This window comes from Enterococcus sp. S86.2 (genome assembly GCF_059834485.2).
The window spans coordinates 2,575,558-2,594,798 of record NZ_CM206813.1 but is presented as its reverse complement, the minus strand read 5'-3'; the positions used below and the strand labels follow the sequence as shown (position 1 = coordinate 2,594,798).

General features: G+C 38.0%; 18 protein-coding genes. 15 read left to right on the top strand and 3 right to left on the bottom strand.

The features are described 5' to 3' along the window. Nucleotides 1-127: 127 nt before the first annotated feature. Nucleotides 128-1,591, top strand: coding sequence for an aldehyde dehydrogenase family protein (locus tag AC6R0T_RS12405; protein WP_303754162.1), 1,464 nt, complete (start codon nucleotides 128-130; stop codon nucleotides 1,589-1,591). A gap of 99 nt (nucleotides 1,592-1,690) precedes the next feature. On the opposite strand, the gene AC6R0T_RS12400 is transcribed toward AC6R0T_RS12405, so the two are convergent. After that, nucleotides 1,691-2,584: a diacylglycerol/lipid kinase family protein gene (locus tag AC6R0T_RS12400; protein WP_303754161.1), complete on the bottom strand. Its 894-nt coding sequence runs from the start codon at nucleotides 2,582-2,584 to the stop codon at nucleotides 1,691-1,693. 114 nt (nucleotides 2,585-2,698) lie between these two features. After that, complete coding sequence (locus AC6R0T_RS12395) at nucleotides 2,699-2,893, bottom strand: hypothetical protein (protein ID WP_303754160.1); 195 nt, start codon at nucleotides 2,891-2,893, stop codon at nucleotides 2,699-2,701. Nucleotides 2,894-3,100: 207 nt separating this feature from the next. On the opposite strand from AC6R0T_RS12395, the gene AC6R0T_RS12390 reads away from it, so the two are divergent. The 5 genes from AC6R0T_RS12390 to AC6R0T_RS12370 all read left to right on the top strand — a co-directional run bounded on the left by AC6R0T_RS12390 (nucleotide 3,101) and on the right by AC6R0T_RS12370 (nucleotide 6,265). Continuing rightward, nucleotides 3,101-3,568: a TspO/MBR family protein gene (locus AC6R0T_RS12390; RefSeq protein WP_303754159.1), complete on the top strand. Its 468-nt coding sequence runs from the start codon at nucleotides 3,101-3,103 to the stop codon at nucleotides 3,566-3,568. A gap of 188 nt (nucleotides 3,569-3,756) precedes the next feature. After that, nucleotides 3,757-4,071, top strand: coding sequence for a rhodanese-like domain-containing protein (locus AC6R0T_RS12385; protein ID WP_303754158.1), 315 nt, complete (start codon nucleotides 3,757-3,759; stop codon nucleotides 4,069-4,071). Continuing rightward, nucleotides 4,071-5,723 (top strand): FAD-dependent oxidoreductase, encoded by a 1,653-nt coding sequence (locus AC6R0T_RS12380; protein WP_303754157.1) that lies wholly within the window; start codon nucleotides 4,071-4,073, stop codon nucleotides 5,721-5,723. Before AC6R0T_RS12385 ends, AC6R0T_RS12380 begins: the two co-directional genes overlap by 1 nt. Further along, on the top strand, nucleotides 5,716-6,018 hold the full coding sequence (locus AC6R0T_RS12375; RefSeq protein WP_303754156.1) for a rhodanese-like domain-containing protein: 303 nt from the start codon (nucleotides 5,716-5,718) through the stop codon (nucleotides 6,016-6,018). Before AC6R0T_RS12380 ends, AC6R0T_RS12375 begins: the two co-directional genes overlap by 8 nt. Then, a complete protein-coding gene (locus AC6R0T_RS12370) occupies nucleotides 6,005-6,265 on the top strand; it encodes a metal-sensitive transcriptional regulator (RefSeq protein ID WP_206903312.1) in 261 nt (86 codons plus the stop codon). Before AC6R0T_RS12375 ends, AC6R0T_RS12370 begins: the two co-directional genes overlap by 14 nt. 187 nt (nucleotides 6,266-6,452) lie before the next feature. On the opposite strand, the gene AC6R0T_RS12365 is transcribed toward AC6R0T_RS12370, so the two are convergent. Continuing rightward, the gene (locus AC6R0T_RS12365; protein WP_206903313.1) at nucleotides 6,453-7,475 is read right to left on the bottom strand and encodes an LLM class flavin-dependent oxidoreductase; all 1,023 of its coding nucleotides are present in this window, start codon (nucleotides 7,473-7,475) and stop codon (nucleotides 6,453-6,455) included. 535 nt (nucleotides 7,476-8,010) lie between these two features. Here AC6R0T_RS12365 and AC6R0T_RS12360 point away from each other — a divergent pair. The 9 genes from AC6R0T_RS12360 (at nucleotide 8,011) to lepB (ending at nucleotide 19,236) form a co-directional block, all read left to right on the top strand. Then, a complete protein-coding gene (locus AC6R0T_RS12360) occupies nucleotides 8,011-8,784 on the top strand; it encodes a V-type ATP synthase subunit I domain-containing protein (RefSeq protein ID WP_303754155.1) in 774 nt (257 codons plus the stop codon). A 23-nt stretch (nucleotides 8,785-8,807) separates the two neighbouring features. Beyond that, the gene (locus tag AC6R0T_RS12355; RefSeq protein WP_303754154.1) at nucleotides 8,808-10,565 is read left to right on the top strand and encodes a glucosaminidase domain-containing protein; all 1,758 of its coding nucleotides are present in this window, start codon (nucleotides 8,808-8,810) and stop codon (nucleotides 10,563-10,565) included. 70 nt (nucleotides 10,566-10,635) lie between these two features. Beyond that, the gene (locus tag AC6R0T_RS12350; protein WP_303754153.1) at nucleotides 10,636-14,817 is read left to right on the top strand and encodes a pectate lyase-like adhesive domain-containing protein; all 4,182 of its coding nucleotides are present in this window, start codon (nucleotides 10,636-10,638) and stop codon (nucleotides 14,815-14,817) included. 17 nt (nucleotides 14,818-14,834) lie between these two features. Then, nucleotides 14,835-15,194, top strand: coding sequence for an LPXTG cell wall anchor domain-containing protein (locus tag AC6R0T_RS12345; RefSeq protein WP_206903317.1), 360 nt, complete (start codon nucleotides 14,835-14,837; stop codon nucleotides 15,192-15,194). Then, nucleotides 15,191-15,955, top strand: coding sequence for a WxL domain-containing protein (locus AC6R0T_RS12340; RefSeq protein WP_303754152.1), 765 nt, complete (start codon nucleotides 15,191-15,193; stop codon nucleotides 15,953-15,955). Before AC6R0T_RS12345 ends, AC6R0T_RS12340 begins: the two co-directional genes overlap by 4 nt. Before the next feature lie 19 nt (nucleotides 15,956-15,974). Then, nucleotides 15,975-16,766: a WxL domain-containing protein gene (locus AC6R0T_RS12335; protein ID WP_303754151.1), complete on the top strand. Its 792-nt coding sequence runs from the start codon at nucleotides 15,975-15,977 to the stop codon at nucleotides 16,764-16,766. A 90-nt stretch (nucleotides 16,767-16,856) separates the two neighbouring features. Further along, entirely contained in the window at nucleotides 16,857-17,948 is a 1,092-nt protein-coding gene (locus tag AC6R0T_RS12330; RefSeq protein ID WP_230711093.1) for a WxLIP family cell surface protein, read from the top strand. A 12-nt stretch (nucleotides 17,949-17,960) separates the two neighbouring features. Beyond that, a complete protein-coding gene (locus AC6R0T_RS12325; RefSeq protein ID WP_303754150.1) occupies nucleotides 17,961-18,620 on the top strand; it encodes a hypothetical protein in 660 nt (219 codons plus the stop codon). Nucleotides 18,621-18,630: 10 nt separating this feature from the next. Further along, entirely contained in the window at nucleotides 18,631-19,236 is a 606-nt protein-coding gene (lepB, locus tag AC6R0T_RS12320; protein ID WP_303754149.1) for a signal peptidase I, read from the top strand. The last annotated feature ends 5 nt before the right edge of the window (nucleotides 19,237-19,241 follow it).

Here is a 19,241-nt window from a genome sequence, read left to right as displayed (position 1 = left end):
AAGAAAGCGGATACATATTGTTTGAAGTGTGTTTCCTTTATTCTTTATACTGAAATTAGCGAGGTAAATGTAAAGTGTTACGATTTACCTGACCTTAAGTAAAACAAGTTAAATAGGAGGAGATTCGGTGAAAAAACCTGCAGAATTACTGGATGACAAGTATTTGTTGTACATTGATGGAAATTGGACCCAAGGTGTTAAAGGAGAAACGTTAACTTCTAAAAACCCCAGTGATGGTACTACTTTAGCAACTTTTATTAGCGCAGAAGAAGAAGATGTGGATAATGCGGTAAAAGCTGCAGCAGCAGCATTTGCTACTTGGAGTGTGACCAGTGTTGAAGAACGTAGTAAAATTTTGCTAGAAATTGCAGACGTCTTGGAAGCAAATGCAGAAAAATTGGCGTGGATTGAAACTTACGATAACGGGAAACCATTGCGGGAAACTAAAAATGCGGATATTCCGTTGGTTGTCGATCATTTCCGTTATTTTGCCGCACTTGTTCGTTCAGAAGAAGGTACGATCAAAGAGCTAGATGAGCATACACTGACGATGGTTTTAAAAGAACCAATTGGCGTTGTCGGACAAATCGTGCCTTGGAATTTCCCTTTATTAATGGCAGCGTGGAAAATTGCGCCGGCATTGGCTGCAGGAAATACAATTGTCATTCATCCTTCGTCGTCGACACCCCTTAGCTTATTAGAAGCAACAAAATTAATAGGGCCACTGTTGCCAAAAGGGGTATTAAATGTGATTACAGGCAAAGGTTCAGAGTCAGGGAATTATATGTTGACTCATCCTGGTTTTGCCAAAATTGCTTTTACGGGTTCGACTGAAGTAGGCTATCAGGTCGCAAAAGGAGCTGCTAAAAATTTAATTCCAGCTACGCTTGAATTAGGTGGAAAATCAGCCCATATCATTTTCAGTGATGCGAATCAAAAAAGGGCTTTAGAGTTTGCTAAAAATGGTATTTTAACCAATCAAGGCCAAGTTTGTTCTGCTGGGAGCCGTTTATTAGTACAAGCCGATATTTACGATGATTTCATCGCTAAGTTAGCAGAAAGCTTTGAAGCAGTAGAAGTGGGCTTGCCTTGGCAAGAAGATACGGTGATGGGATCACAAATTAATGAAGGACAAGTCGAAACGATTTTAGATTATATTGACATTGGCCAAAAAGAAGGGGCTCGCGTCGTCACAGGTGGAGATCGTTATACGGATGGTCCTTTGTCTCAGGGGGCATTTGTTAAACCAACAATTTTAGCCGATGTTACAAATGATATGCGCGTCGCCCAAGAAGAAATTTTTGGTCCGGTAATTGTAGTGATTAAATTTGAAACGGAAAAAGAAGCCATTGCGATTGCGAATGATTCAGATTACGGATTAGCTGGGGGCGTCTTTACTGAAAACATCAACAAAGCTTTCCGTGTAGCGAGAGCTGTTCGCACAGGAACGATGTGGGTCAATACCTATGGAGAGCTGCCGGCAGGTACACCTTTTGGCGGTTATAAAAAATCGGGGATTGGACGAGAAACCTATAAAACAATTCTCGATGCCTACTCTCAAACCAAAAATATTTATATGCATATTGAATAAGTTAGATTTTTAGTTGATAGTGTGAAAAAACGACCTGCTTTCTTTAATAGAAAGCAGGTCGTTTTTGCCTGTTTTGATTTTTAGCGTAAACTTTTTTGACTAATCTTTTTTTCCAGCTGTATAAATTGGCAAAAAGCCGTCTAAAAATTCGATTGTTAAAGGTAAGGCCGGTCCCTTGTCGCCGTCGATACGACTATAAATGGACTTTTGTTCCAAAGATTTGACAGTAATTTTTTTTGGTTTCAAATAAGTTAAAGTATTATTTTCTTTTTGACGCAAGTTACCAGTCAGTACAAAAAATAGCAACTGAAATAATTTTCCTAGACGCATATTGTGCAAGATACTAACATGAAACGCGTGGGGACTGGAAGCAACGTAATCGATACCTCCAACTAAGTGCGTGGTGGTGAGTAAGAAAATCCAGACTTTCATTTTTTTATCGAAATTTTCGGCTTGAATGTGAACATGATAAGAAGCTTTTTGACTAATCTGCTTTAGACCTTTTAATGGATAAATCAGTAAGCCAAATTTTCGCTTTTCACTTTGACGAACTTGGTTGGAGATATCTGCTAACGTACCGAAAGTCAAGGAGCTAACGATCGCTTTTTGACCGTCTTGGCAAGAACCGATCCCGACATGTTGTAGCTTTTGCGCTAAAATTAAAGAAATTGCCTGATTTAAATCTGTAGGGATTTCCCAACGAGTAGCAAAATTATTGACTGTCCCACCGGGAATAATCCCCAGCGGAATCGTTTTGTTTGCTTGTAAGAAAGCCGTGGCTACTAGGTTTAACGTTCCGTCACCACCAATTGAAATCAGCGCATCGTAATCTGTTAACGAGTTGCGAATTTTTTTGACGGCTTCTTCAGGATTGGGTGCAGTCAAAGCTTCAGATGTATGACCTGCTTTCTTTAATTTTGTGGCAATTTTTTTTGCGGTTGCTTCATTATCGCCACGTCCTGCAGTTGGATTATAAAAAATAGCATAATACATTGCTATCACCTCTTCTTAAGGGTAACACTTTTTAGCTGGAAATAAGGAATAAAAGCGCCTAAATTTACTTTTTAATCAGCTTATTAAAATTCTAAAGTATTGAAGCCAGCACGCCTATTGGCGAGTTTCTTTCACTTCATTTTTATTTGGGGTGACAAAATCGCATAGGCGTGCTACCGCCAATTCTTTTGTATCTAAGCATTCCACGATGGCCACATTCTGATATTCCTTCACAAAAATAACTTCATGGACACCTTCTAAACCGACTATTTTAGCTTGGCATGTTTTTTTTTCATTCATGTTTGTCATTAGGCAACAGTCCTTCATTTTTAGGTAGAATAACCCATTTAGATAAAATAATCGAATGATTCGTCTTATAAGTGGCAAAATTACGAATTATTTATTTGAAATTTGAGCAGATTGATTTTTTGTCGTGGGAAAAAAGCGTATGATGAATAAAAGTAGCTATTTTAAAGTTAGCTTTTGACTATAAAAAGGAGGCAAGAAAGCGAGAAGATGAAGAGAATTGGACAGTGGTTGTTGTGTGTAATCGGCGTTGAAGTCGTTGGGGTTTTATCAGGATTGCTAGCGGGGGATATTGCGGCTACCTATGCAAAATTGGACACACCTCCGTTTTCACCACCGGGAAATATTATTGGAATTATTTGGACAGTTTTGTATGGCCTAATTGGAACGGCGCTATTTTTCATTTTAGAGGCGAAGACAAGTAAGAAAGTGAAAAATCACGCCTTATTTTTATTTTTCCTACAGCTACTATTAAACTTTATTTGGAGTATTGTGTTCTTTGGCGCAACGAATTTTTGGGTGGGCGTAGTCATTGTTTTATTGCTATTAGCAGTAGTTTTGGCTTGCCTCATTTACTTTTATGCAATTCAAAAGCTGGCGACATTTTTATTTACCCCTTATTTTATCTGGTGTGTGTATGCCGCATACTTGGCTATCGGCTTGGCTATCAAAAATTAAAAAAAATGAGGAGAAAACTACTGGATTTAGCAGTAGTTTTTTTTGTTCGTAAACTTTCAGTATACCTACTATGGGTATGCTGAAATTTCGTTGGAGTGTTATTTTCCTAAGTAAATCTGGCACTTGGTTTGACAAAGAGCCTTTTCTACTATTAAATATACCTATTAGGGTATATAAGGAGCGAAGCGATGTTTTCTTTTTTTTCAAAGATAAAAAATATTACAACAATAGAGTTAGCAACAAAATTAGCCGATAACATTGTATTGTTAGATGTTCGGACGCCTTCTGAATACCGGCAGGGGCATATTGCAAAAGCAAAAAATGTTCCGCTAAATAAAATTGCGGCCTACAAAGAAAAAACAGACCAAAGAATTTACGTGATCTGCCAGTCGGGCATGCGTAGTAAACAAGCAGCAAAACAATTAAAACAAAAAGGCTATGACGTAATCAATGTTAAAGGCGGCATGAATCAGTGGTCTGGTAAAGTTAGAGGAGGAAAATAATGAAGGTAATTATTGTAGGGGGAGTTGCTGGTGGTATGTCAGCAGCAACAAGACTTCGCCGCTTGGATGAAACAGCAGAAATTATTATTTTGGAAAAAGGCCCCTTTGTGTCTTTTGCCAACTGTGGCCTGCCCTATTATGTTTCAGGTGAAATAACAGAAAGAGAAGCGTTGCTTGTGCAAACGCCCGAAAGCCTGAAAGCCCGCTTTAATCTGGATGTTCGCCCATTTAATGAAGCAATAGCAGTCGATGCCGTAAAAAAAGAAGTAGCAATTCAAAATCAAAATGAAATCTATCGTGAAAATTATGACGTTTTAGTTTTATCGCCGGGGGCAAAACCCTTTATCCCACCAATTACAGGACTAAAGGAGGCAAAAAATACATTCACACTTCGCAATGTACCAGATTTAGACAAAATTATGCAGGCGTTAACACCTGAAGTAAAACGGGCAACGGTTATTGGTGCGGGCTTTATCGGTTTGGAGATGGCGGAAAATCTACAAAAAGCCGGATTAGCAGTGACAATTGTGGAAAAAGCACCACATGTTTTGCCACCATTCGATCAAGAGATGGCAAGCTTTATTCAAAAAGAATTGGTGGAAAATGGGGTTAAAGTGATTACGGGTCAATCAGCAGTAGCATTCCAACAAGCCGGAGATAAAATTATTCTTGAAGATGGCAGTAGTTTGACAACTGACATCACAATTTTATCTGTGGGGGTTCAACCAGATACGACGCTGGCTAAAGAAGCCGGCATTCAATTAGGTATGAAAGGTGGCATTATTGTTGATGAAAATTATCAAACGAATTTAGCGGGAATTTTTGCAGTGGGAGACGCCGTTGTGACAAAACAACAAATCACCCACGCAGATACGTTAATTTCGTTGGCCTCACCGGCTAATCGGCAAGGGCGCCAAGTTGCCGATGTAATTTTTGGTTTGCCTCGCAAAAATAAAGGAAGTATTGGAACCGCAATTGTCCGCGTCTTTCATTTAAGTGCGGCAGCAACTGGACTTAGTGAAACAGGCGCCCTACAAGCAGGATTAGATTATGAGGTTATTCATATTAGCGGGAAAGATCATGCCGGCTATTATCCTGATGCGGCTGAATTAACTTTGAAATTAATTTTTAATCCTAAAACGGGCGCTATTTACGGGGCTCAAGGTGTGGGAGCCAAAGGTGTCGACAAACGCATCGATATTTTGGCGACGGCAATTAAAGGCGGGCAGACTATTTTTGACTTACCAGAATTAGAGTTCACCTATGCGCCACCTTTTGGATCGGCCAAAGATCCAGTCAACATGTTGGGTTATAGCGCTTTGAACATCGTAGAAGGCTTCAGTCAAAATATTCAATGGCATGAACTTACTGAGGAAATGAAAAAAGGCAAGCTATTATTAGATGTCCGGAATAAAGCAGAATTAACTAAAAATGGAAAGTTTTCACAAGCTGTGAATATTCCTTTAGATACATTACGGGATAATTTAGCACAACTGGATAAAGAAAAAGCCTACATTGTAACATGTCACAGTGGGTTACGCAGCTATATCGCCGAGCGAATTTTAAAGCAAAATGGCTTTGATGTGGTAAATTTAGATGGCGCTTTTGCTTTGTATAAAATGGTCAAACCAGAGGAGATTGAATATGAATAAAACAATTACAAATGATGAATTTGCTAAATTATGGCAAAATGCAGCCCTTGTGGATGTGCGAGAAGACGATGAATTTGTCGCCGGACATATCCCTGGCGCCCAAAATATTCCGTTAAGCCAATTAGAAAGCCGCTTTAAAGAATTAGACAAAGACACCCATTATTATGTTATCTGTCATTCTGGCAGACGTTCGGGACTAGCATGCGATTTTTTAAGTCAAAAAGGCTATCATGTGACGAATGTTTTAGGCGGAATGGTGGAATGGAGAGGGGAAATAACCGATGGCCACTTGTGATAAAAACATATTAAATCGTTTAAAGCGCACGGAAGGTCAAATTCGCGGCATTCAAAAGATGATTGAAGATGAAAAAGAATGTGTGGATGTGATTACCCAATTAAGTGCTGTTCGTTCTAGTATTGACCGTGTCATGGGCATTATCGTGGCAGAAAACCTAAAAAATTGTTTGGAAAACCCAACAACGAATGCAACAATTCAGCAACAAAAAATTGATCAGGCCATTCAAATGATTATTAAAAAATAAAAAAAGTGACGAACCTACCGCTGTATGAAGATTGCCTTCAATAAATACAGCTTGTAGGTTCGTCGCTTTTTAAATGAGCTTTTAGAAATACTAGGTCCCACTAGGCCTGACTATAAAAGTACGAAGAAAACCTTTCGAGTGGTCTAGTTTTTAAAACTTTCCGAGCGTTCTAGTTTTAAATCTTTTCTTAGCGCCAGCCTAATTCTGGGGCCACATCTTTAATGATTGTTTCCAAAATATGCATGTTATATTCAACGCCTAGCGTATTTGGAATTGTAATTAGGACAGTATCGGCTTCTTTGATTGCTTCGTCTTCAGCTAATTCTTTTACTAATTTGTCTGGTTCACCAGCAAATGTCCGACCAAAAATGGTTGGATTGCGGTGGTAAGCCAAATAGCCAACGGAGTCTTGTTGCGGTTGTCCGTCTTGGCCGAATAATTGACGATCCAAGTCCGTTGTAATTGGTTGGATTGAGCGAGTAACGAGGGTACGTGGTTCAAAATCGTGACCAGCTTCTTTCCAAGCTTGTTTAAATGCACGTAATTGATTAGCTTGTTGTACATGGAAAGGCTCATTACTTTCATAATTTACCAAAGTAGAAGATTGCAAGTTCATTCCGTGTTTCGCTGCCCAAATCGCAGTTTCTTTTGAACCAGCACCCCACCAAATACGTTGACGCAAACCTTCTGAATAAGGTTCAATCCGCAATTTACCAGGTCCTTGTGGGAACATCGGTTGAGGATTTGGTTCGGCAAAATAATTGCCCTCTAATAAATCAAGAAATTCTAATGTCCGTTCCCGCGTAATTTCTTTTATTTCATCTTCGCTATAGTCATAGCCAAAATATTTCCAACCATCTAAAACTTGTTCTGGTGAACCACGGCCCACGCCAAGTTGCACGCGTCCTTGGGTAATAATATCTGTTAAGCCAGCATTTTCAGCCATCATATACGGATTTTCATACCGCATATCAATTAGACCGGTCCCAATTTCAATCTTGCTTGTTTTAGCACCAATTGCTGAAAGAAGTGGAAATGGTGAACCAATTTGAGGTGCAAAGTGATGAACGCGATAGTATGCACCGTCAATGCCGATTTTTTCGGCTTCAACAGCTAATTCAATCGATTGCAAATAAGCATCTTTAGCGGTCTTAACCAATGACCCCCGGTCCATCCAATGACCAAAACTCAAAAAACCAATTTTTTTCATGATGGATATCCTCCTTTATTTCTTTTATCAGCATAACCTTGCTGATAAATTACCATGAGTTTACTACGATTTTTTTTAAAAGACGAATAATTGTGCCGGAAAGAAAAATATTGCGAATATTGATCGAATTTCATATTTATTTTTTTAGAAAATGCAACATTGAGTGTAGTAATGTTTACGCAAAAAATAGTTTTTCCAATCAATCTTTTTTTTATCTTTGTCGGAAAGATTTGATTGGGGACTATAGCGCAATAGTACCCGATATATTTTGCGAGTTTAAATAAATGCAGGAATTAAAGTGATGCTTTTTATAAAATTATCATTTTTTTTTGTAAATCTATGAATTTTTGAAAAAAAGGAGGGCGTGTTTTTTTTATTTTATTGATTTATTTTATTAATTTTGAGAAATGGGTTTCAAGAATTTTTATATACTAAAAATGTGGCCTAAAAAAATTAGGTGTAGGTAAAACTGGCTTAGGTCGTTGGTTTTACTAAATAAACAGACGGAATATAAAAAGGAAGAGGGGGAACGAACATGTTTGGTAAGAAGAAAAAGGATGATTTATTGGCTGAATTGGAGGAATTAGGATTTCAGAGTGACGGTGATGACGAAGTGGTTTCAGAATTAGAAGCAAAGAATACTGCACTCAGCAAAGAAATAGAAGCGTTGAAAGTAAAAAACGAAATAATAGAAAAAGAAAAGTTGACTTTAACAAATGAAAAAGAAAAATTACAAACTACTATTGAGAATATGGAAAACGAGTTAGCTTCTGTTCAGGCAATCCCAGCTGATTATGATGGACGTGTGGCAGAAGTGGAGCGATTAAACCAAAAGATTGAAACACTTAAGGCGGAGAATAAACAGTTAACAAACAATTTAGAATTTGCGAGTAACCGCGCAATGGAACTAACGCAACGTTTGGAAAGTCACGAACTTAAAGCCAGTAGTGAAGATAAAATTGATCCAATAGAGTTAACTGAATTGCAAGTGAAATATCAAAAAGTTCAAGAAGATTACCAACGAGTAAAAGAAGAGTTAATTTCGTCAAAATCCAATTCAGTACAGGATGAGTTAGAACTTACAAAAAATGAATTAGCAGACGTTTTAATAGAAGCAAAGTCTAAAGCTAAGGAAATTGTGCGAAAGGCTGAATTTGATGCTCATGACATAAAAATGAAGTCCGAAGAAGAATTAGATGAACTAAAGCAAGGTTGTATTCGTTATCAAAATTATATTGAAAAAATGCGGGATGAATCAATCGTATTGTTGGATCAATTGCTACAACAATCACAGCGCGCAACAAAATAATAAACAAAGTGAGGGGGATATCCATGAAAAAAACATTCGCACTTTTAACAGGTACATTTTTTGCTGTTTCTTCTTTTACAACGTTCTTTGCAGAGCAGACAAGAGCTAAAAATCTTGATGAAGATTTTAGTAGTCAAGATGAGAAGGGTGAAAACGATAAAATGGAAATTCCCCTCGTAAGTAGTGAAGCGTTAGATAAAACAGATGAAACAAAAGAATTAGATGAAGCAGAAAAAGAGGATGAAACGGCTGAAGTGAAAGAGGATCAGGATTCTTCTGACGCAATGGAAGAATCTCAAGAGGAAACAAAGGAGTCGACAACGGAATCCGAAGAACCCGAAGAATCCGCTTCATCTGAAACTACAAGTGTTACAACGGAACAATCGTCTGAAACAAGCAATGAAGGTGATAAAACAACATCAGATTCCAATTTTAATACAAATTCACCCCAAGTTAGTTCACCAACTGCCATTGAAAAAAATAGCCCGGTATCTGCTACGAAACAAAGTGAGGGTTCAATCGCAAAGAAAACGACTAAAGTAACGAGTCCCAAAAGTAAAAAAGTTGGTGCTTATCCATCATCTAAAAAACAGGCTTCCTTCATACCTACAAAAGTTACAAACAAGTCAAGTGGAATCAACGGTAACGAGTACATCGGTGAAAATAGTTACACTTTTTCACCCAATTTCACAACGCAACGCTTTGTTCAGGTTATTGGGGAAGACGCTAGGCGACTAGGGCAAAAGCACGGATTATACGCATCGGTGATGATTGCGCAAGCAATTTTAGAAAGTGCGTCAGGTAATAGTTCGCTTGCAAGCCCGCCTAATTATAATTTATTTGGTATTAAGGGAAGCTATCATGGGACAAGTGTTAATTTTGCAACGCAAGAAGATGACGGAAGTGGCAATCATTTTACTATTCGAGCAAATTTTAGAAAGTACCCTTCATACAAAGAGTCATTGGAAGATTACGTTCATCTGATTCGGGGGGGATTGCCTTATAATCATGGCTTTTACAGTGGTGTGTGGAAAAGTAATACACAAACATATCAAGATGCCACTCGATTTTTAATGGGGCGCTACGCAACCGATACTAGTTATGCTGCAAAGCTGAATGGTTTGATTAAAGCCTACAATTTGACCATTTATGATACACCCAATGGAAAAATTGAAAATATTGCTTCTACTATTATTTTAAGTGAAAAAAATGAGGTAGCAGATGTTAGAAATAGAAATACTACACCAACCAAAATACAAAGGAAACAAAAAGAAACAAGAAAAATAGAAAACAAAGCAACTGTGTATCACGAGGTTCAAGTGGGTGAATCATTGATTTCAATCTGTCGCTTGTATCAAGTTCCGCTTAATCAAATTGTTTCACACAATGATTTAAGCAGTTACCTTATAACAGTGGGACAAGTACTAGATATTGGTAAAACAATTCGGCTGAAAGAAGAAGAGAAATTAGATTATGCAACAGGATATTTTGATATGAACCTTGAGCATTTTAGTAAGCCAGCAGGAAAAGATCTGTTTTTGAGATTGAACACACCCTTTTTCAAAAATTATTCCGTCAAGGCCTACAGAGAACGTCCTGCTGGTTTTTATAGTGTTCAACGTGGTGATACGTTAGCTAAGATATCAAAACGTTTTGGGATATCGGTTCAGTCGCTACGAAGATGGAATAATTTAAATAGCTATTTAATCTACGAAGGACAACAACTGCGGTTAACACCTTGGTTGAATGATCCGCTTAGCCAAGGTTTCATCACTATTTAGTGATTGAAAATAACGCCCATTGCCTTTCTCCAATGAGCAGAAATTAGTATAGAAAGGAGTTGAGAATTGAATGAAAATAGAGAAAAAATTGTTTGTTGCAATAGTAATGATTGTTGGGTTGTTAGTGGTAGGCAATTCTGTGAGTTGGTTACACCCGTTGTTTGCACAAGAAAAGCAAACAGTGACTACTTTTGAAAGTTCTAGCATGTTAAGTTCGCCAATTGAAGAAACGTTAAAAGCTACCAGTGAAACAACAGAAACTAGTGGAAATATAATAGAAGGTTCTGAAAACTCGGATAATCTTACTAATGAAGATGAAAAATCTTTGCAAACAGATAACGCTATTCAGCCATTGAATATTGGCGTTCAAGCTGACGAAGTGGTTGCTGAAGTCACAAACTGGGCAGAATTAGTTAAAGCATTTGGTACAGTTACTGTGGATCGTATCGTTGTTAAAAATGACTTTGCTATCCCAACTGATTTACGGGAAGGGTTTGCATCTACTGCAGAAGCTAATACCTATATTGGACGAGATTATTCAACTTCAAGCGGAGGAGCAACCTATCCCAGGATGCAGCCCGCTGGTATAGCCAGAAAGCTAGTTGTCGATTTGAATGGTAGCACTATCGATTTTGGTGGTGTATGTATTATTTTTCGTGATGCAAATATAACCGGAGCCGGTAGTAGAGGAAATTGGGATATTACTTGGCAAAATGGAACTATTTATCATGGAAACTTCTATGGCTTTACGACATTGAATGATTTGAGTAACAATATTCAACAAAATTGTAAAATCACGTACAAAGATTTGACGAATATTGGAAATCAAATGATTCATTCTCCTTATACGGATGTTGAGATTCAAGGCCAAGTTTCTACTAAACAAGAAAGTCCATTTACCTCAGGCCTTAGAACAGATGCAGATGGAAACGTTATTTCATGGGAAAATAATGCAACCAATCAGTATAACATGCTTATTACCAATTTACATGTTGCTGAAGATGCTGTTTTTGAGATGAGTACTTTACAGGCGGGTAATGTACGTCTTGAAAATCAAGGTTCACTAACAATGGGGAAAAATTCTCAAATGATTGTGCACGCAGCACAGACTGATTCTGGTGATGAATATCAAGGTGTTGCTCTCGATTTATGGGGGAGCATCATTATGGATGAAGGAGCATATCTGTATGTTCAACCTAAATTAAACCGAAGTGCAGTTACTTTAAGATCTAGTGGTAGCTCAGTGGTTATTGGGAAGAACGCGAAGTTCGAAATTGATTCTGTAGGTCACACCAATAATGATGACTATGTTTATCGAAATCTGTTACGTCTGTCAGCTGGAGCGACTGTAACTGTTGACGAAGAAGGTACTTTGGATATTTCGGCAAAACAAATGGGAAGCTCAAATTCTAGTATCGTTTATGTAGATGGTACTGCTACGTTTGAGGTGAAGAAAAAGGGAATATTCAATATTGTAAGTGATAGTACATCCAATTCCCAAAACTTGCTGTATTTCTCTAACAACAGTTCAACTTTTACTTTTGCAGATGCGCAACGTGTTAACTTGGAGAGAACAGGTACGATAAGTGGCACATCTAATGGGCTAATTTATATTGGTGGTAATGGAGGACGCCTAGATGTCGATATCCAGAAAGTAAGTCGGTGGAATCAAGGTGAGCTTGGTGCAACGCCTACAAAGGTTTGGACACCAATGTATGGTATGCAAATTGTTTATAACGGTAGAACGTCAACTGTCGCACAAGCAGCTTCCCTCACGGAAGATGCAGCAAATACGTTCAAGGATGAATTTAAAACAGATAACACCCAGCGTGTTTTGTTTGAATATATTCCTGACGTAAACGTTAGTATCAACAGTGTAGCAACTGATAATGTCAATGATGATTCCTCTTATGTTATTCGAGGAAACACCAATCCGGGAGCTTATGTTCGTATTAAGGATGTGCCAGTTAACAATACAGTTGAGGCGGCGATGGATCCGGCTGATAACGCAATTGCAAGTCCGGCTGAAATGGCTTCACCTAAGCCAGATGATCCTGATTTCACAAGCAACTTCACTTTACAAGCAGATCTTACAACCGGTAATTTTGAGTACACCATTCCTAATGGTAAAAAGTTAGTAACTGAAGGAAAGGTAAAAGTATTGGCTTTCTTAGAAGGTAAGTATGATGAGGCAGAGCAAACAATCTTAGATAAGACTGCACCAACTGCTGATCCGAAGCCGTACATTATTAGTGTCGGTGATGCTGCACCTAATCCAAGGGCCTTAGTAGAGAATGTTCAGGATACCAATCCATTAGAACAAACTTTTACCTATGCTTATGCTGATCCAGATAAAGTAAATGCATTATTGAATACTCCTTCAGAGAAAGGACATGATGTAGATATCATTGTATCTGATAATGCTAAAAATGGAGCTACGATTACTTCTAAATTAATTATCTGGGATCTTGGCGAAGAGCTAAAAGGTGAGGATTTTAGTGTTAAATCCAATGATGTTGCTGGTAAAACAGAAGATGAATTGAAAGAACTCGTTCGTGATCACGGCAAGTTGTCCGCCTTCAAATTATTTGAGGGGGCTAATAACGATTTAACCGAGCAAATCGAGATCACAGATTTAGGTGGTCTTAAACAAACGCCTGGTGACTATACGGTGACACTTAGCGTTGCTGCTGATCCAAGTATTGGGTTAGATGCACCATTATCTGCGACACTCGTGGTAACCGTTAGCGATGATGTTCCACCAACTGGAACAGGCAAGCCAACACTAGTACCACTTGATAAGCCAGAATATATTACGGAAGCAGATTTAAAAACCTTCTTATCAGAGTACAGCGATAATGTTTCGGCTAACGAAGATATTACGGCTGCCTTAGTTGATCCTGATGGTATTGCAGATTTAGTTGCAACAGTTGGTGAGAAAACGATACAGATTACTTTAACAGATGAAGCGGAGAATACAAGTGAGCCAATTGATGTTCCAATTCCTGTCGTTAAAGGAGAAGTGAGCGGTGATGTCGCAATAACAGGACAAGATTTCCGTATAGATCGAAGTGAATGGGAAGAGGCTGACGCTAACAATACCTTGAAAGATTTCATCCTAAATAAAGGAGAAGTTCAAGCTTTGGAAATGATTGGCGGCGTAGTTACTCCAGTTACTGATTTCGATAAAATTAGTATCGATGATACAAACGTTACTGTTGATAGCGGTCATGAAGAACAACCTATGGAGATTATTTTAACAATTGATAATGGCAAAGATCATATTTCTCAAACTATTAAAGTTACTTTTAACGATAAAACTGCACCAACAGCTGATCCAAAACCAACGGATATCAACATTGGTAATGTAGCTGCCATACGGGATAGTGATCCGAATGTTTTTCTTAGTAATATTAAGGACAATGTCAGTACTGAAGATAAGATCAAAGTAAGCTATACTGCAGGGCAAGATTTTGCTGTGATGGTTGAAACTCCTGGTAAGAAAGATTTAAAGATTGATATTGAAGATGAGGCAGGTAATAAAGCAACGATTAATGTTGAAATCAATGTCTTTGATAATAGTCTTACCATTCGTTTTGTAGACAGCAAGGATAAAGATATTGTGACAGCAGTTGTGATAAGTGACAAGATTCCTGGAAATAAAGTAGACCTAACACAAAATCAAGATGTTCTTAGGGCCTTAAAAGATGCAGAAGATTTGAATTATCAGCTTTTAACAAGGCCAGACGATGAAACAGAAGTCGAAGTTACTTCAACTGGGAAAATTGTGAAATACGAATTTGATGGTACGTTGTTTATTTCATCTTATCCAGAGGTACTGGATTTTAAAACACATGAAGTCTGGTTTTCTAATATACGTGTGGATAAGCCACAATATCAAAATCCATTAGTGATTTGGGATAATCGCGGGACAAAAGCAGACTGGACCTTAACAGCTACTTTAACCAAAGATTTTACGCTTAAAAATGGTGATGAGGCAGATCCTAACTTTGTTTTAACAGATGTATTAAGTTATCAAGTAACCGATGAAGAAACAAGTGCAGTACTATTGCATGATCAAGCCGAGCCTGTTTTTACAGCGAAGCATACCGAGGAGCAGGCAGAGTATAACATCAGCGATACATGGACTGAAGACGGGGCAGGGTTGAAATTTGAAACACCTGTTTCTAAAGTGAAAAAGCTGGGAGAATATCAAGCTGAAATTCTTTGGACATTAGGGGACGCAAGGTAGAAAGGACGTGAGAAAAAATGAAACGAAGATTTTTTAGTCTTAAACAAAATGTAACAACTGTCGTTATTTTTCTTGCGTTTTTCGCATCCTTTAGTGTAGCGAATGCTGAAGAACAAGGTCAGAAATCTCAAAGTGTCACAACAGAAGGCGTAATTATCTTTGAGGAAGGAACCGATGAAGTACAAGATTCCACAGGACAATCTCAAAGCATTACACCCGTGGTAAAACCAACTGGTACACCAAAACCAGTTGGTAAAAGTTATCCTGCGACAGGTGAAATAGTGAAAAAGAGCTTAATGTATCTAGGCATTGGATTAATCGCTTTATTCTTCTTGTTATTCTGGAAAAAACGTAAAAAGGAGGAGGACAAAGTATGAAAAGAATCATTTTACTGTCTTCACTACTTTTATTCACGCTTCCAGTTACAGCACAAGCGCAAAGCGATGGAATAGGTACAGGAAAAATAGAGTTCACAGACAAGCAACAAGTAGCAGATCCAGAAAATCCAACCATACCGATAAAGCCGGAAAATCCTATTCCACCTAATTCCAATCCCTTGCGTTTAGATTATGTTCCAAGTTTAAATTTTGCAACGCAGAAAAGTGATGGAAGAGATCAAATGTATGCCGCCAATGCCATGATGTTTGAAGATGAGACGACACCTCGGGCGCAATTCATTCAAGTGACTGACAGAAGGGGAACAAATGCTGGTTGGACTGTAAGCGTGAGACAAGAAAAGCAATTTGCAACAGATGAAAAAGTTGAATTGGATGGTGCGATGCTTTCTTTTGATTACTCTTGGGCAAATGGCTCTGATGAAAGTCGAACGCCAATTGTAAAAAAAGACATTATTGAAATGAAAATTGGTGAGACACAAGAAATAGCGAACGCTAAAAAAGGTACGGGTGACGGAACTTGGTTTATCTCGTTTGGCGCTTCCCAGCATAACTCAGCTGGTGTGGCGAATACTTTGGAACCAAGAAGAGATAGCAACAACCAGGTGACTATTGATACTAGATATAATAAACCGTTATTTTTTAACTCCGCTGTTCAATTATCGGTACCTGGAAGAACTAAAAAAGTTATAGGTAAGCCTTACAAAACGGAACTGACTTGGATTTTATCTGAGTTACCATAAAAAATTGGAGGAAAAGAAGATGAAAAACATTACAAAATTAACTACAGCAGCATTATTGGGAACAATTGCATTAGGCGTGGTAGCTCCAGCAGCACATGCAGAAACAAGTCCAGATGTAATCGGGAAAGGACATATTGAATTTAAACAAGAGAAACCGGAAAATCCAGATCCAACACCAGGGGGGGAAGAAGGTCCAGAAATTACAAAACCAACACCTAATCCAGATCCCAACCCATTGAAAATCGTTTCTGTAACAGAAATGGATTTTGATATTAATGAAGTACCAGTGGGGAATGCTGCTCGGTCTTATGATGTTTTGCCATTTGAGACAACGGAAGTTGCTCCAGAAGGAGAGGAAGAAACTCCTCTCAAAACAGCACACTTTGTTCGTTATATGGATGTTCGTGCCGACGGATTTGAAAACCATCATACAATTAAAGCAAAATTAACCCAACAATTTGCTCATAATGATCATGAAGGAAAATTTTTAGATGGAGCAAAATTATTGTACAAGAAAATCACATTAGAAGCAGGAAACGGTACGAATGATACGAATACACCGTCGGCTACAGCTGTAGAAGATGCGGCAAGCGCAGAAATTAAGGAAGATGTGCAAACGATAATTGTAGAAAATAAAGAAGCGGGTAAAGGCCGGGGTGTTTTCGATATTATTTTTGATAAAAAAGCTGATAAATCAGAATACACTAAAGAAGCATATAGAGGCGTGTCATTAGAGGTACCAGCTGCGGTTAATATGCTAACAGGAGTCTATACTGGTGAAGTTACGTGGACAATTGAAGATGCGCGATAATTAAGAAACATAGTTTGATCTATCAGACGACTGCTTTGTGTGGTCAGTGTGAAAGCAGTCGTCTGATTAATGACTAAAGGGGTGTGTACCATGAATAAAAAGGCCTGGGTGGGAATAATCTTAGTCTACATAATGGGATTATTTCTTGGAAATACGATAGTTAGCTATGCTGCTGATAGTGCTGAGGCTCAAGGTGGTTTTTCATATGAGGTTGTTCGACCGGAAAATCAAATTGATAAAGGTGTCGGCTACTTTGATTTGAAAATGGAGCCGGAACAAAAACAGACTGTCAAAATAAAACTGCATAATACTGGAGATAAAGAAATTACTATTTTAGTGGGTGCCTATGGAGGAAAGACTAATAGTAGTGGTGTAATCGAGTACAGCAACAATGCTATTGAAAATGACAAGTCGTTGAAGTATCCTTTTGAATCCGTCGTAAAAGTACCCAAAGAAGTTAAGTTAGCTGCAAATTCTTCACAAGATTTAAATATTGACATTACTATGCCAAAATCTGAATTTGATGGTTACATTGCTGGAGGTATTTTACTACAGGAAAAAGATGCAGAAGGTACAAAATCACAAAGTCAACAAGGGATGGTTGTTAACAAGTTTGCCTATCTAACTGGGATGCTATTGAGTGAAAAAAATCCAAATACAAATAAAGAAGAAATGAAATTAAATCGCGTTTATGCGACGTCAAAAAATCATCGTAATGTAATTAGTATAAATTATTCAAATATCCAGCCGATTTTTGTAGATGATATGACAACAGATGTTCAAATCATGAAGGGAGATTCAAATGAAGTCGTATATGACGCTAAAAAATCACAAATGCGGATGGCGCCAAATACGATGATTGATTTTCCTGTTAGCTTGGAAGGCTCGGAGATGATACCTGGAGATTATCGTGCTAAAATATTAGTAACGACAGAAAAAGGCGGACGCTGGGAGTGGGAACAAAAATTTACCATTACTGATGAAGAAGCAGATAAATATAATGCACGGGATTTGACTTTGGTTCAAGATCCAGGCCTTAATTGGCGGTTGATAGCAATGATTGTCGGTGGTTTACTAGTATTACTACTTATCATCTATTTCATTGTTCGCAAAATTAACAAAGAGCGTGAAAAGAAGAAATTAATCGAGCGAAAGCTAGCTGCAAAAAATAAAAAAAGATAGGAGCGAGGAGTGATGGAACTACTAGACTGGCTTTTTATAATCCTCCTCTCCCTTGCAATTTTTGCAATCATCTTTATGTTTATTTCGATTGCTGCTTGGGTAACCAACCAGCAGAAATTAAATAAAGTCAGCGCAATGAAGCCCAGCAAAAAACAACGTCGGGCTTGGTTGCGCTATTGCGTTGATTTGATGGATAAGGTAAGTAAAAATAGAAATAATGTGATTTTTGCTGTGATTTTTTCAATAGTATTCGCAGGTGGAAGCTATTATATCCGCTATTACCAATCCACAAGTTTAACGGCAACGGATTCTGAAAATGTTGTTCAAGGCTACTTCATTGTTCAAGAATTGGAAAAACAGTTAAAAGAACTATCAACCACCAGTAACGAAAAAAAAGCGCAAAGCACAATCTACGATTTATCTTCTCGTTTAGTTAGTTATGGTTCGAATGTTCCGGAACCTCGTTTAGGAAAAGATGAAAAATTGGTATTGAAACAGTTGTATACACGAATGAAGCAGTTGGGTATCAATTTAGCCGGACTTTCCATCAAACAGCTAAAAAATAAGGAAGTTAATTCCGGCTATTTAAACGACATTAAGCGAACGCAAGCTGCTCAAGAACAAGTTTTTAATCACTTTAAAGTAGATAAATCAGCCCTCCAACAAGATTAGGAGGGAACTGATGAAAAAAAGATTAAATCAACAACAATTACAACTACTTGCGCAAAGCATCCGGAAAAAAAGGCGCAGGCGCTACCTTCAAGATTTATTTGTTACCTTTGGAATTTTTGTTACAGTGGTTATGGGAGTATTCTTTATTTTTTTTCAAATACAGACAGTGAATGACTTCAGCATGTTGCCAAATTTGCAAGCGGGAGACAGGTTGATCTTAGGAAAGTATAAGAAGATTGAGCGGTTTGATATCGTTGCTTTTCAAATTCCAGGAAGAAAACAACAATCGATTCGACGTGTTATTGGTTTACCAGGAGAAGAACTTCGCTATCATGAAGATATTTTATACGTAGGTACGCGGGAAATACCCGAACGCTTTTTAAGTGATGATTTAGTTGCAGCAAAAGATAAAGCGTATCAGCTGACACCAGATTTTACTACCAGTGATATTAGAGGTGTAAAGAATCAACGAATTCCCGCTGATCATTATTTAGTTTTGGCGGATAATCGTAGTTTTGGTGTTGATAGTCGGGATTACGGATTAGTACCAAAGGAAAATATTCTTGGTGTTGGCGCAGCAATATTTTTACCAGTTTCCCGTATGACGCAATTGTAGGAGTT

What these genes read in the sequence shown, in the direction of transcription:
- AC6R0T_RS12400 (WP_303754161.1), bottom strand. Translation starts at nt 2,584, where the DNA reads ATGTATTATGCTATTTTTTATAATCCAACTGCAGGACGTGGCGATAAT.
- AC6R0T_RS12395 (WP_303754160.1), bottom strand. Translation starts at nt 2,893, where the DNA reads ATGACAAACATGAATGAAAAAAAAACATGCCAAGCTAAAATAGTCGGT.
- AC6R0T_RS12390 (WP_303754159.1), top strand. Translation starts at nt 3,101, where the DNA reads ATGAAGAGAATTGGACAGTGGTTGTTGTGTGTAATCGGCGTTGAAGTC.
- AC6R0T_RS12385 (WP_303754158.1), top strand. Translation starts at nt 3,757, where the DNA reads ATGTTTTCTTTTTTTTCAAAGATAAAAAATATTACAACAATAGAGTTA.
- AC6R0T_RS12380 (WP_303754157.1), top strand. Translation starts at nt 4,071, where the DNA reads ATGAAGGTAATTATTGTAGGGGGAGTTGCTGGTGGTATGTCAGCAGCA.
- AC6R0T_RS12375 (WP_303754156.1), top strand. Translation starts at nt 5,716, where the DNA reads ATGAATAAAACAATTACAAATGATGAATTTGCTAAATTATGGCAAAAT.
- AC6R0T_RS12370 (WP_206903312.1), top strand. Translation starts at nt 6,005, where the DNA reads ATGGCCACTTGTGATAAAAACATATTAAATCGTTTAAAGCGCACGGAA.
- AC6R0T_RS12365 (WP_206903313.1), bottom strand. Translation starts at nt 7,475, where the DNA reads ATGAAAAAAATTGGTTTTTTGAGTTTTGGTCATTGGATGGACCGGGGG.
- AC6R0T_RS12360 (WP_303754155.1), top strand. Translation starts at nt 8,011, where the DNA reads ATGTTTGGTAAGAAGAAAAAGGATGATTTATTGGCTGAATTGGAGGAA.
- AC6R0T_RS12355 (WP_303754154.1), top strand. Translation starts at nt 8,808, where the DNA reads ATGAAAAAAACATTCGCACTTTTAACAGGTACATTTTTTGCTGTTTCT.
- AC6R0T_RS12350 (WP_303754153.1), top strand. Translation starts at nt 10,636, where the DNA reads ATGAAAATAGAGAAAAAATTGTTTGTTGCAATAGTAATGATTGTTGGG.
- AC6R0T_RS12345 (WP_206903317.1), top strand. Translation starts at nt 14,835, where the DNA reads ATGAAACGAAGATTTTTTAGTCTTAAACAAAATGTAACAACTGTCGTT.
- AC6R0T_RS12340 (WP_303754152.1), top strand. Translation starts at nt 15,191, where the DNA reads ATGAAAAGAATCATTTTACTGTCTTCACTACTTTTATTCACGCTTCCA.
- AC6R0T_RS12335 (WP_303754151.1), top strand. Translation starts at nt 15,975, where the DNA reads ATGAAAAACATTACAAAATTAACTACAGCAGCATTATTGGGAACAATT.
- AC6R0T_RS12330 (WP_230711093.1), top strand. Translation starts at nt 16,857, where the DNA reads ATGAATAAAAAGGCCTGGGTGGGAATAATCTTAGTCTACATAATGGGA.
- AC6R0T_RS12325 (WP_303754150.1), top strand. Translation starts at nt 17,961, where the DNA reads ATGGAACTACTAGACTGGCTTTTTATAATCCTCCTCTCCCTTGCAATT.
- lepB (WP_303754149.1), top strand. Translation starts at nt 18,631, where the DNA reads ATGAAAAAAAGATTAAATCAACAACAATTACAACTACTTGCGCAAAGC.